This window comes from Acinetobacter sp. F9 (assembly GCF_019195275.1).
Lineage (GTDB): Bacteria > Pseudomonadota > Gammaproteobacteria > Pseudomonadales > Moraxellaceae > Acinetobacter > Acinetobacter pseudolwoffii.
Map to the genome: position 1 here is coordinate 1,447,941 of NZ_CP078068.1, position 12,677 is coordinate 1,460,617.

At 42.2% G+C, this 12,677-nt stretch carries 15 protein-coding genes; 9 read left to right on the forward strand and 6 right to left on the reverse strand.

Annotation, left to right across the window (positions count from 1 at the left end):
* The first annotated feature begins 2 nt into the window (after window positions 1-2).
* Genes KT990_RS06980 through mnmC form a run of 4 tightly spaced genes read left to right on the forward strand, consistent with a single transcriptional unit; the run spans window position 3 to window position 3,395 of the window.
* On the forward strand, window positions 3-614 hold the full coding sequence (locus tag KT990_RS06980) for a septation protein IspZ (protein WP_218208523.1): 612 nt from the start codon (window positions 3-5) through the stop codon (window positions 612-614).
* A gap of 28 nt (window positions 615-642) precedes the next feature.
* The gene (locus KT990_RS06985; RefSeq protein ID WP_005098111.1) at window positions 643-945 is read left to right on the forward strand and encodes a YciI family protein; all 303 of its coding nucleotides are present in this window, start codon (window positions 643-645) and stop codon (window positions 943-945) included.
* A 5-nt stretch (window positions 946-950) separates the two neighbouring features.
* On the forward strand, window positions 951-1,457 hold the full coding sequence (locus KT990_RS06990) for a hypothetical protein (protein ID WP_218208524.1): 507 nt from the start codon (window positions 951-953) through the stop codon (window positions 1,455-1,457).
* A gap of 39 nt (window positions 1,458-1,496) precedes the next feature.
* The gene (mnmC, locus tag KT990_RS06995; RefSeq protein WP_218208525.1) at window positions 1,497-3,395 is read left to right on the forward strand and encodes an FAD-dependent 5-carboxymethylaminomethyl-2-thiouridine(34) oxidoreductase MnmC; all 1,899 of its coding nucleotides are present in this window, start codon (window positions 1,497-1,499) and stop codon (window positions 3,393-3,395) included.
* Between the two features lie 206 nt (window positions 3,396-3,601).
* On the opposite strand, the gene KT990_RS07000 is transcribed toward mnmC, so the two are convergent.
* Window positions 3,602-3,916, reverse strand: a complete 315-nt coding sequence (locus tag KT990_RS07000; RefSeq protein ID WP_005098114.1) for a rhodanese-like domain-containing protein — start codon at window positions 3,914-3,916, stop codon at window positions 3,602-3,604.
* 91 nt (window positions 3,917-4,007) lie between these two features.
* Here KT990_RS07000 and KT990_RS07005 point away from each other — a divergent pair, with 91 nt between their 5' ends.
* Both KT990_RS07005 and KT990_RS07010 read left to right on the forward strand, forming a co-directional pair.
* Complete coding sequence (locus KT990_RS07005) at window positions 4,008-4,496, forward strand: YajQ family cyclic di-GMP-binding protein (RefSeq protein WP_005098115.1); 489 nt, start codon at window positions 4,008-4,010, stop codon at window positions 4,494-4,496.
* A 28-nt stretch (window positions 4,497-4,524) separates the two neighbouring features.
* Window positions 4,525-5,028 (forward strand): DUF4442 domain-containing protein, encoded by a 504-nt coding sequence (locus tag KT990_RS07010; protein WP_005168656.1) that lies wholly within the window; start codon window positions 4,525-4,527, stop codon window positions 5,026-5,028.
* Window positions 5,029-5,089: 61 nt separating this feature from the next.
* Here KT990_RS07010 and KT990_RS07015 read toward each other — a convergent pair whose 3' ends face one another.
* From KT990_RS07015 to KT990_RS07025, 3 genes are read right to left on the reverse strand one after another with little or no spacing between them, the layout of a single operon-like run.
* Window positions 5,090-5,530: an acyl-CoA thioesterase gene (locus KT990_RS07015; protein WP_218944670.1), complete on the reverse strand. Its 441-nt coding sequence runs from the start codon at window positions 5,528-5,530 to the stop codon at window positions 5,090-5,092.
* Between the two features lie 5 nt (window positions 5,531-5,535).
* A complete protein-coding gene (gene trxC, locus KT990_RS07020; RefSeq protein ID WP_218208526.1) occupies window positions 5,536-5,967 on the reverse strand; it encodes a thioredoxin TrxC in 432 nt (143 codons plus the stop codon).
* A complete protein-coding gene (locus KT990_RS07025; RefSeq protein ID WP_218208527.1) occupies window positions 5,968-6,864 on the reverse strand; it encodes an alpha/beta hydrolase in 897 nt (298 codons plus the stop codon).
* A gap of 125 nt (window positions 6,865-6,989) precedes the next feature.
* On the opposite strand from KT990_RS07025, the gene KT990_RS07030 reads away from it, so the two are divergent.
* Together KT990_RS07030 and KT990_RS07035 are read left to right on the forward strand one after the other, a co-directional pair.
* Window positions 6,990-7,325, forward strand: coding sequence for a TIGR01244 family sulfur transferase (locus KT990_RS07030; protein ID WP_005098133.1), 336 nt, complete (start codon window positions 6,990-6,992; stop codon window positions 7,323-7,325).
* On the forward strand, window positions 7,318-7,740 hold the full coding sequence (locus KT990_RS07035) for a beta-lactamase hydrolase domain-containing protein (RefSeq protein WP_100329847.1): 423 nt from the start codon (window positions 7,318-7,320) through the stop codon (window positions 7,738-7,740). Before KT990_RS07030 ends, KT990_RS07035 begins: the two co-directional genes overlap by 8 nt.
* 152 nt (window positions 7,741-7,892) lie before the next feature.
* Here the strand turns inward: KT990_RS07035 and KT990_RS07040 are convergent, their stop codons facing one another.
* Window positions 7,893-9,407 carry a hypothetical protein gene (locus tag KT990_RS07040; protein WP_218208528.1) on the reverse strand — a complete coding sequence of 505 codons (1,515 nt, stop codon included), beginning with the start codon at window positions 9,405-9,407 and terminating at the stop codon, window positions 7,893-7,895.
* Window positions 9,408-9,562: 155 nt separating this feature from the next.
* Between KT990_RS07040 and KT990_RS07045 the strand changes: the two genes are divergently transcribed.
* Window positions 9,563-10,942: a dihydrolipoyl dehydrogenase gene (locus tag KT990_RS07045; protein ID WP_218208529.1), complete on the forward strand. Its 1,380-nt coding sequence runs from the start codon at window positions 9,563-9,565 to the stop codon at window positions 10,940-10,942.
* Here KT990_RS07045 and KT990_RS07050 read toward each other — a convergent pair.
* A complete protein-coding gene (locus KT990_RS07050; RefSeq protein ID WP_218208530.1) occupies window positions 10,908-12,527 on the reverse strand; it encodes a Na/Pi cotransporter family protein in 1,620 nt (539 codons plus the stop codon). The genes KT990_RS07045 and KT990_RS07050 overlap by 35 nt on opposite strands.
* Window positions 12,528-12,677: the final 150 nt, after the last annotated feature.

Genomic DNA, 12,677 nt, shown 5'->3' on the forward strand with positions numbered 1-12,677 from the left:
ACATGAAAGCACTTTTAGACTTTGTGCCACTCATTATTTTCTTTTATTTATATAAAACTGTAGATCCAAAAGACACTGACCATCAACTTTTGCAATTGATCGGTTCTGCGGGGGGTGTCGACAATAATAATATTCTTGTGGCAACCACTGGTCTGATTATTGCTATGCTGGTGGTCTATGGTGCGTTATTTGTCATGCAAAAATTCCGCCTGGATAAGCAGCAATGGATTGTGCTGTTTATGACCGTGATTTTTGGTGGGATCACTCTGATGCTGAGCGATGATTTTTATATCCGTTTAAAGGCGGTATTGCTGAATCTGGTCTTTGCCGGCGTATTCCTGCTGTCGCCTTGGTTTAGTAAAGATAAAAAGCCACTGATTCAGCGTCTGTTTGGCCCGGTTTTCAACTTAAGTGAAAAAGGCTGGATCAAACTGAACTATGCCTGGGTCGCCATGTTTGCACTGATGTCATTTTTACATACCTTCTTTGCCTACTTGTGGCTGGATGGAAAATATTGGGGCGAATTCACGGCATTCGGTGACATGATCGTGATGTTTTCCTTTATCATTATCCAGTTTATTGTATTGCGTAAATACTTTAAGACTGTTGAATAAATCCAACTACAAACAATTGAGAATCATCATGCCATTATTTGTCGTTAGCTGTACCGATCAGGAAGGTACAGTGGAGAAACGTCTTGCCATTCGTCCACAACATCTTGCCCGCTTGCAAAAGCTGAATGATGAAGGCCGTCTGATTGTTGCAGGCGCGATGCCGAAAGATCCGAGTAATCCACAAGCCGGCTTTTATGGTAGTACCATCATTGTCGATTTTGACAGCCGTGAAGACCTGGATACCTGGCTAGAGGATGAACCCTTCCTGAAAGAAGGTGTATATGCACAGATTGATGTGAAACCGTTTAACAAAGCATTCCCTCAAGGATAAGGTTTATGCGTGTTGTTCTTGCCAGTGTTATTGGCCTCTGTTGTACCTTTCATTCTGTATGGGCAGTAGAAGTTGCCACAGTTCAGACAACACCAAACAGTGTCGCCGCTGCTGCTGTACAAGCTGCGGTCGCAACCCCCACTGCTACGCCAAAACCTGCAATTATCCCTGTGGTTGCAACAGCATCTCAAGCCCTTCCGGCAACTGCAAATAAGCCACTGACTGCTGAAGAACTTGCCAGAAATAAAGCTCAGCAAGACGCCAAAGTAAAAGCTTTGGTGAAGGATCAGGCGACGCGTCTGCAACAGCTGGAAAAAGCCAATCTGGAAGCGTTAGCACAAAATCAGGAACTACAGCTCAGAAATGACAATCTTGGCGTGCAAGTACAGGTTTTACAAAGCGAACGCAGTGCGCAGATGTTCCTGTATGGTGCTGCCACTTTGGCCGTGGGCGTTTTGCTGGGCTTTCTGATTGCCAGTTACGTTTATACCAAGCGTCGCCGTCAATGGTAATCTATTCCCCTTTCGGACTTATTTAAGGTTGTAGTCGTTTTGTCGCATGCAATTCAAACCGCCGATCTCGATTGGCACTTGGTGGATGGCATTGAAGTGCCTGTCTCTAAACAGTTTGGTGATGTTTATTTTTCTAAAGACAATGGTTTGCTGGAAACCCGCCATGTTTTTTTAAATGGCAATGACCTGCCGACCCGCCTGACTGACTTAAAACCGTTTGAATATTTTTGTGTGGGCGAAACCGGCTTTGGCACAGGCCTGAATATTCTGGCGTTATGGCAGCTCTGGCAACAGACCCGTCCGGACAATCACAGTCATTTGCATGCGATTTCAGTGGAGAAATTTCCGCTCTCTAAACCCGATCTGATTCGCGCTTTAAATGTCTGGCCTGAACTCAAGCCATTGGCAGATCAACTGATTTCCCAATATCCGATGCCAATTGCAGGCTGCCACCGTTTAAGCTTCCGGGAAGAACGTTTCTCAATCGACTTGTGGCTTGGAGATGCCCATGATGTATTTCCCATCATGGAAAAAACCGCACCTGTGAATGCATGGTTTCTGGATGGTTTTGCGCCGTCTTGTAATCCAGACATGTGGGAAGAAAATGTTTTAAATAATATTGTGCGTTTATCCGAGATCGGCACCACTTTCGCTTCTTTTAGTGTCGCAGGTGTCCTGAAACGTGGCCTAAAGAATCATGGGATTTCTATTTCACGTCCAAGAGGTTTTGGGCATAAACGTGAAATGCTCAAAGCCATCTGGAATCCATCTGAACCGGCCAATTCGGGTGCAGATCAGGATATTACTCAAAAAAAAACAGCATTAAATCCTGAGCTTGAATTTAACATACGCCAGATTGCGGTTATTGGCGCTGGAATCGCAGGTTTAAGTACTGCCTGGGCCTTTGCACAGCGTGGCCACCAAGTCACGATTTACGATCAATCAGCGCCACTTGCTGGTGGTTCTGGTAATCCGCTTGCGCTCTTGAACCCAAAACTCTGCCCGATTGAGCAGAGTGCAGAACATTTAATGACCTTGGCTTGGCAACATGCCCTGACTCATTATGCAAAATTCAAAGCCTTTCGACCGATTCAGGTCAGTCAATTGGCACTCAAACATCCCGAGACTCTTTTAAGTCTGGCAGATGAATATCCAGCACATATTTTTTCAGTGCAAACGACGGATGAGCAGAAACTGCATACTGAATATTCAAGTTTAAAACTTTTAGCAGCAGGAACTATTTCTCCGCATCAATTGCGTGATGAAATTTTACAGCATCCGAATATTAAATATATCCAAGCAAAAATCACCAAAATTGAGCAGCTATCTCAACCCGAACTTTTTGAAAATGAAAATTGTTTGGGTCAGTTTGATCATGCGCTGGTTTGTAGCGCGCGCGAGACAGCACAATTCTTTGAGCATTATCCGGCACTCAAGCCAATTCGTGGACAAGTGAGCTGGCTAAACAATAGCGCTCAGCCTTTAAGCAAAGATACTGCTTATAACTACGGTGGGTATTGTATGCAACTGGATGATACACATTTAATTCTCGGTGCATCTTTCCATCCCGGCCGGGAGGATACAGAGGTGCTCCCAGAAGATCATGCACATAATCATGAGCTGCTCCAGAGCGTCTTTCCAGATTATGCCGCGTCATTAGCACCGATGGACACCTGGCAAGGCCGTGCAGCGCTACGTGCCCAAAGTCAGGATTACTTTCCTTTACTCGGTAAAATGCAGCCTGAACAGGAAATTTATAGTTTTGCCGGTCTAGGCTCCAAAGGCTTTTTATTTGCACCCCTTTGTAGTGAAATTCTGGCCGCCCAGATTCTGGGTGAGGCCTGTCCTGTTCCGGCAAGTCTGGTTAAAAAACTCAGCGTGAGCCGCTTTCAAAAGAAAGTAAAAGCCAAGAAGCCTTATTTTAAGCCTCAGGTCTAATTCTCCTGCCGTTTTAAATAGAAAAGTTCCCTCTCCTGAGAAAATTTTAAAGCACTGCTTTAAAACGCAGCGCAAGTGAGGGCTCGGATGAGGGTTTTATTTTATTGTGAATATTTTACCTCTCCCTACCCCTCTCCTAAAAGGAGAGGGAAAAATATTAGCCCCATTAAAAAAGCGCCTTGCGGCGCTTTTTTTTAACAGAATGCTTATGCACCCTGTTCAAGCGGTAAGCCTGCATCACGGGCGGCACGAGTACCCCCCATCAGAATGACATATTCACGTGAACTGTCAAAACCCTCTAGTTTTTCAGCAGCACGTGGAGCTTTACTACCCCCACCACACAAGATGTAAATGGGTTGATCCGCTGACACCTGAGTTAGGCTCTCTGCTGAAAGATCGTTAATGGGCTGATTCACCGCCCCTTTCACGTGTGCTTCAGCAAAAGCACTTGTATCGCGTACATCCCAGATAATTGCATTTTCTGGGAACTCAAATGTTGTAATTTCTTGTTTACGGATCATTGCGCACTCCTTTGATGTAAACAACACTTGGCAAATGAAGAAAACATCCCTAGCATCTCAGATATTCTTTCCATTTGTAAAGGTCTAAACCATGCCTTCTTTCGATATTGTTTCTGAATTAGAAATTTTTGAAGTAAATCATGCAGTTCAAAACACCCAAAAAGAAATTGCGACCCGCTTTGACTTCCGCGGTCAGGACGTTTCTATTGAACTGAATGAAAAAAACAAGGAAATCAAGATTTCGACTGAAAGTGATTTCCAGTGTGAACAAGTGTATAGCATGCTCGAAAGTCATTTCTTTAAACGCAAAGTTGATATTCAGGCACTCGATCCACAGAAAATGACGGCTTCTGGTAAAAACGTGATTCAGGTGATCAAGCTCAAAGACGGTCTTGACTCTGATACCGCAAAAAAAATCAATAAAGCCATTAAAGAAAGCGGCATTAAAGCGCAATCTTCTATTCAGGGAGACAAGATTCGTGTAACGGACAAGAAGCGCGACACTTTGCAACAAGTGATGACCTTCTTAAAAGAACAGCAATTTGGTTTGCCTTTACAGTTCAATAACTTTAAAGATTAAGACCGCACAGTGTCTTAAAGAAGGAATTATGACGCATCGCAATCGACTGACCAAACTGGTAAAAGCTACTTCCAGACTACCTCAAGCTATTCGTAGTACTTTATTGAGTAAAACCTTTGGCCGGATTATTCCCATGGTAGGTTCTGCCAAGATTCGCTATGTAGAACTCAGTGGAGCAAAAGTGGTGGTCACAATCGCCAACCATAAAGCCATGCAAAACCATATTGGTCAGGTACATGCCTGTGCCATGGCCTTAGTGGCAGAAACTGCGACCGGCTTTGTGACGGCAATGAATGTGCCGGATACCGCGATTGTATTAATCAAAAGTTTGAAGATTGATTTTAAACGTCCGACCAAAGGCGCCATGACTGCAGTCGCTACCTTGACGCCGGAGCAACAAGCACTCATGCAAAGCTCCGATAAAGGCGAAACATTGGTTCAGGTCACGGTCACGGATGAATCCGGAGAAACGCCGATTCAATGTGAAATGCTCTGGGCCTGGATTGCCAAAGATCAGCTCAAGCAATCATAATTCTTTCTAAGCAAGAAAAATCCCAGAGATCATCTCTGGGATTTTTTTATATCTCATTCAATCATTGGGCTGCTTGAGACTCTAAAAACTTCTGTTTGGCTTCCTCTGGAATCAGACGCTTATTGCCTTTTACATCGACTGCGACAAAGGTAAATACTCCTTCTGTGACACGAATCGGCGCACGTGAATCATCATGACTGTCCCAGACTTCAATTTCCATCTGAATAGAGGTCTTGCCAACTTTTAAAATCTGGGTATAACAGCTAATGACATCCCCGACTTTCACTGGAACCAGAAAGGTCATCTGGTTAATCGAAATCGTGGCACAACGTCCCTTTGAAAATCGTTCTGCGTGAATCGCGCCTGCCAAGTCCATTTGTGAAACGATCCAGCCACCAAACACATCACCACTCCAGTTGGTATCTGCAGGCATTGCGATCGTTTGTAGGGAAAGAATCCCCTCTGGTTTTACTTGAGAATCTGACACATTCACTCCAGGCATTTGAATTAGGGTTGGGTATTTAACATCTGATCAAGCCATTTTTGTAGTTCGCTTGATCGTAATGCACCGCTTATTCTAGCAATTTCGTTGCTTTTATTCATCAACACCAGCGTCGGAATACTGCGAACATTAAATGCTGAACTTAAGCGCGGATTCGCTTCGGTATCAATTTTTGCAAAAACCACGTTTGGATATTGCTGCGCGACAGTCGCAAAATGCGGTGCCATCATTTTACAGGGGCCACACCATTCTGCCCACAGATCAATCAGGATTGGTAAATCACTATGGGGGACAAACTGGCTGAAATTCTGCTCATTTAATTCAATTGGCGCCAATGGAATCAGGGCCTGATGACATTGACCACAGGCAGGGTTGGCGGTGAGTTTATCTTCAGGAACACGATTTTTGGCCTGACATTCTGGGCATACAATAATCATCTAGCGTACTCCAATATGTTGATGTAGGAATTCTAATTGGGTTGAAACGGCTTTTTCAAACCATTCACCATGATAAATATCAAAATGCCGGATATTCCACTCCTGATATTGTACAAACGGTGCAAGATTGGTTACGGTTTCGCGACTGGATTCAATCGGAATTAAACTATCCAGTTTTGCTGCAATAAACAGCACCGGAATGGTGATTTTTCTAACTTGCTGAATCGGGCGATAACGCATTAAATTAAAAAAGACCCGCGCAGGAATTTGACCACTCCAATAATAATCCGGATTCACAATCGACAGATAACCCTCGTAGCTGTCCTGTGTCGGCATAAAACACAGCTCGTAAGGATCGACCACCGGCAAGGTTTTGGGCTGTATACCGACCTTGCTTCCCATATAGTCCTGACTAGAAACTTTAAGTGCCTTGGGGAGTTGCTGCAAAGGATAAAGCCTGGCACTTTCAGCCCCATCGACAAAAGGCACCTGTACCATTGCGGCCTGAATATTTTTCAGTTCTGCTGCCAGGGTGAGTACATGCCCTCCGCTTAAGGCAGTTCCCCAGAGCACGATCCGTTGACTGTCAATCGACTTACGTGCCTGAATATGCCTGATCATGGTTCGCCAGTCATCCAGCTGGGCAGAAATCGAGACCAGCTCACGCGGACGCCCGGTACTGCCGCCCCAATAGCGATAGTCAAATAAAACCACCGCATAACCGGCACTGGCAAAACGCTGGGCATAGTGCACCAGTTTAAATTGACGTAAGGCCGCCAGACCATGGGCCATCAAGATCACGGCTGGTTTTTCTATATTTTTAGGCCGATAAAAATCTGCAGCAATCACATCCTGACCGCTTTTGACATACAGTGGCTCAACTGTATAAGCCTGCATACGCGCTCCATTGCGTTATCTTATGGTGATCATCATTTATAAAAATTTCACAACAGCTTCAGCATGTTTTCCGCTTAATGCTATCATAAAGCATATCGATATAAATGAAATGATGGAGTGGCGTCATGAGCGAAAATGTAGGCTTTGCTGGTCAAATTGGTCCGGAACACGTGACTCAGGTGGTCGAGAAAGGTTTTAAATCTATTATCAATAACCGCCCGGATATGGAAGGTGGTTCTGAGCAGCCGACCAGTGCACAAATTGAAGAAGCTGCACGCAGTGCCGGTCTGGATTATGTCTTTCAGCCTGTCGTCGCTGGTCAGATTACTGAGCTCGATGTACGTACTTTTGCCAATCATTATAATGAATTACCGAAACCTATTCTGATGTTCTGCCGTACTGGAAATCGCTCAAATAATTTATATCAACTGGCAAAACAGATGGACCTGCTGGATGACTAAGTCTTTTTGGAAAATTGTAGTACTGGCAAGCTGTTTAAGTGTCAGCTCACTTGGTTTTGCCGCAAATGATCTCAGCCGTGCAATGACCTCTTCGCTGAGTGTGTCAGGTGAAATGACATTAAGCAAGTTTCAGCAATTGATTCAGCAAGGTTTCAAATCTGTGATTGTAAACCGGCCGGATCAGGAAACTGGCAATAATGTCACGGTGAGTCAATTACGCTCCATTGCGGAGAAATCTCAAGTGAGTGTGATTTATCAGCCTGTGGTGAGTGGCCAGCTTTCTCAGGCCAATATTGAGGAATTTGCTCGATATTATAATGAGCTACCTAAACCTATTTTGATGGTTTGCCGGAGTGGTACACGTTCAGCGACCTTGTTTAACCAGGCTAAATCTCAAGGATTGATTCATGAATAAAATCTTGGTTGTGTTATGTCTGAGCTTGACCTTTATCGGCTGTAGTTCAATGAACTTGAAGCCAACTGTAGGCGTAAGTGTGGGAACTTCGATTTAAGTTTTCAAATTTCAGTCCCCAATAAAAAAACAGCGCCGAAGCGCTGTTTTTTAGTTTAAGAACAATTACCCATTTTACCAAATGGGCTAATCAAGTTAGGCCCATACGTTCCATTAGTACTAAAATCAGTAGATGCTGCATTTAATGGAATACTTTCCACACCTTTGATTGTATTGGTACCAGTCATCGTGGTTGCACTTAGTTCAATCCCTACCCAAGTCGCATAGATCTTTGGATAACGAACTTGTAAATTAAATTTACCCTTACTATCCGTTTTATAGCTTAATGTAGAACCCACATTCTCTTCTTGACCAATCAATGTAGCAACTTGCAGTGATTTACCATTTACAACAGTTTTATTGCTTGCACTACAAGTAGTTGCAATATTAGATAAAGGCTTAAAAATTTTAATTTCTTTACCATCGGAATCTATACCCATGGTGAAATAAGTACGATCATAATAAGTTGAGTAGGTTAGAGGGTGGAGCCACTTTGGACTTTCCACATCGTCAGGAATAGCAGCACCCCATACGTATTCACCAAACCTGTATAATGTAGGTGTGATAGTCATTGTCACGTTTTGATTTGCCAATGGCTTACCATCTTTATCTGTGACTGTAACTACTGCATTTTTCGCATAAAAGTTACCCTCATCAGGATCATACTGGACAATTTCTGTTGGATTATAAGCAATTACAATCGTACCATCGGCGACTGGTACGGCAGAATCTATAACGTTAACTTTATACGTCTGAGTAGTAACTTGACCATTCGTTCCCGTTACAATAGCAGTTAGATTAATACCCGCAGTAACTAATTGATTCGCTGTTAAACCTTTTCTCAAATTTTCATTGATAATCAAATCAAACGTTGCATTTCCATTTGTATCTGTTGTAGGTGTCATATTTGTAAGATATACACCATTATTTTCCGCATCCTCTACACGCAAACTAACTTTTTGCTCTGGCAAGGTTTCCCCATTTTGATTTAATACTTTAACAGTGATTGTTGATTTATCATCACGGACATTGACTGTGTTTTTAGTAGCATTTAGAACAACAATATTCTTCTCTACAATCTCTGAAGTATCTGAACCTGAGACGTTAATTTTCTGTGTTTGAGAAATATTTTTTGAAGCTACAAATGCTTCAATTGAAAATCCATTTTTAACTAGTTCAGAAATATTTAAATTATTTAAAGTTTGCAATGTAAACTGCGCATTACCATTCTCATCTGTCTTAACCGTATCAATTCCCTTATTTAAAACCAGATTGGTTGAATCAATTATTTTCAAAGTTACAGGCATATCTGCTAAACCACCCTTATTAACGCTAAGAGCTTTAACAGTAACTACTAACGTATCATTCACAGCCGTCAGTGTTGGCTTATCCAAATCAATACGTAAAGAATCTAATTGATTAATAGCTTGCGGTTGTTCTGGATTTTCCGGAGTAGAAGAACTATCTGTCCCAGAATTAAAGTAGCCCTTACTACCTCCGCCGCCGCAGCCTGCTAACATTAGCGCCAAAGTAAGAGCAGATAATTTAATACCTAATTGTTTACTAATCATTTAAATCCCCAAGACCCTCTATTATAGAGTTTGTTATCAATCTTTATTTAATTATGCGTTATGTAACCATAGTTAAGCTTTTATGTAAATAAAGGTAAGCCAAATGTTTTGTATGCTAGCTTATATCAATAAAGTGATTTTGATAAGAGTGATCAATGTACGACCTCATCATTATTGGCGCAGGCACTGCAGGAATCAGTGCTTATAACGAAGCCATCAAATACACCCAAAATATTTTAATTATCAATGATGGCCCTTGGGATACGACTTGTGCCCGTGTAGGTTGTATGCCAAGTAAATTGCTAATCTCTTCTGCAAATCGTATGCATGATATTCAAACTGCTGAAGAACTTGCTTTAAAACATAATGCTGTCATTGGTTCTTCAGATGTTATGCAACGTGTGCATGTCCTTAGAGAACGTTTTATTCGTGCAACCTTGAAAGGTGTTGATCGATGGGAGGCTTCACATAAAATTTCTGGTCATGCAACGTTTATTAATGCCCATACAGTTGAAGTCAATGGACAAGCTTATCAGGCTAAAAGCTTCATTATTGCGGTTGGTTCACGACCTAATATCGATAAAACATTCAAGGAAGAATTAGGAGATAAATATCTAACTTCTGATGAGATATTTGAACTTTCTCAATTACCCAAGTCTTTAGCAGTGATCGGAAGCGGTGTGATTGCCATTGAACTGGCACAAGCCATGCAACGACTGGGCGTAGACACTACCCTGTTCGCTCGTAGCCAAAAAGTAGGTGCCTTAACCAGCCCTGCTTTACAAAAGCTGGCACAGGAGCAATTGAGTAAAGAACTCAATATCAAGTTCAAAATCTTGCCAGATCAAGTTAAAAAACAAGCTGGTCATATCCAGATTAATTTTACTGAAAATGATCAAGCTCAAACTATTCAAGTTGAATATATTTTGGGCGCTACAGGCCGTCAGACTAATCTGGATCGATTGGGTTTAAATCAGTTAGATCCTAATTTTGCTGATATCAAAAAATTGCCTATCAATAAAAAAACCAAACAACTCGCAGATATGCCGATATTTATAGTGGGTGATGCCGCACCTGATGCCCCCATTCAGCACGAAGCTGCTCATGCTGGTAAAGAAGTGGTTCATAACTGTTTAAATTATCCCGAGATTAAGCCGATTCCCGCACTCACCCCACTGGCAATCGTATTCTCTCACCCGGAAATGGCGATTATCGGGCAAAGTTTTAAACATTTAGAACAGCAAAATATTGAGTTTATTCGAGGATTTGCCTCCTATGAAAATCAAGGACGTGCACTGGTTCTTGCTGAAAATAAAGGTGGTATTGAAGTTTATATTGATAAAAAATCAGGCAAATTATTAGGCGCAGAACTCTTCTGTTCACAAGCTGAACATCTTGGCCATCTTCTGGCCTGGACCATTGATGCAGATCAGGATATTCCTCAAATCCTAGCAAAACCTTTTTATCACCCAACACTGGAAGAAGGTCTCAGATCTGCTCTTAAACATGCTCGTCGTCAATTTGATGCATTGTAAGTGTTTGCTGACGCTCATTGAGTACATTAATGAAACGGTAACTGTGCGCAACTAAGCGATCTAACCAACGCTGAGCAGCCAATAACTCAAAAGTTTTGGCTGCATTCAGCTGATACGTTGAGGCATAAATATTAGTTTTTTCACGTAATTCGCTACGATGCTGTTTACTCCACTGTTTTAGATGTCCCATTTCAATATACAGTTGGCTCAAATCTTCAGATGAGCGAGTATCTAGCATGCTATTTCCAGCATTTTCCAGAATCTGGATAAAATCCAAGGCAAGTTGATGAATCGCGGGTTGGGTACGAATACTCACAACATGCTTTAGATTTTCCAAATCACTACGCAACACTTTCAGATAAACCATCATCCTTAATAAGCTAAATAGCCGACTTTGATCAGCGCTATTTTCAGGCACAACAATTTTTTCTAAATAATCCTGTAATTTGTAAATTAATTCGTCTTGCTGTTTTAATTCATTGGCCGAAACCAATTCTGCTGACTTGATGGCTTTTAGAATCCAGGAATATTGGGTCAATATGGTTTTAAAGATCACTTGTTCTGCCGTATTAATTGCGACCGCAGGTACTGCCAAACTGGCTTCATCCAAGGCCTGTAATAATGAATCTTCATGTGCCGGGATATATTTTACCAACAGCTGTTCAAAGGGGCGAATCAATGGCATAAAAAATAAGGCACCAAATACACTGAAGGCTGTATGAAAGGCTGCCACAATGACCACATGATCCCAACCAGATAAAAAATACTGTGGTTGATACAGCCATAAAAACAAGGGAACCAAAATACAAAATGCAAAAATTGCACTCACGACATTAAAACAGACATGCACAGCAGCAGTTCGTTTTGCATTGGCATTTGCACCGATGGCTGCCAGTACTGCAGTTGCAACAGTACCAATATTCTGGCCAATGACGAGCACAAGCGCTTGATCGAGCTGAATCGCCTGACTTGCTAATGCAGCAAGTGTCGCTGTAATGGCGGCACTAGAGGACTGCAAAATCACAGTCATGACCAAACCGAAAAGTACCAATAACAGCTTTGCAGCAAAACTTTCGGTCGAGAAAATTGAAAGATCGAAATGTTCTGCGACACCTGACATTGCTACTTGAAGCAAATCAATTCCAAAGAAAATCAGGCCGAATCCCGCAAGCGCCAAGCCGGTAAGCGCTGTACGTCCATGTGCTAATATTTTAAGTAAAGCACCTATGGCAATGAGGGGCAAAGCCACTTGTCCAATAGAAAACTTTAAACCTAAAAAAGCAACAATCCAGCCAGTACTGGTTGTCCCGATATTGGCGCCAATAATTACACCAATGGCTTGCGAAAAAGAGAGTACGCCTGCACTGACAAAGCCAATGGTTGCTAGCGTCGTGGCTGTGGAGGATTGCACAATCAAGGTCAAGGCAATACCTGAAGTCATTGCTTTAAAAGGAGAACCAGTAAACCGACCTAACCATTGTCTTAATGTTTCACCTGCAATATCTTTAAGGCTCTCGGTCATTAAAGTCATGCCAAGCAAAAATAAACCGATTCCACCACAGAGCTGTGTAAATACCTCAAACACGCAGATTCCTAGGCTTTAAATTTTAATGATTAAAACATAATCAGGCTGATTTAAAAACAGCAAATAACCTTGAGTAAATTCAGAATATTATTTTTACTATATTTAATTTTGCTATAAACTCCCACGCACAAAAAAACACCCCCTGCTCAT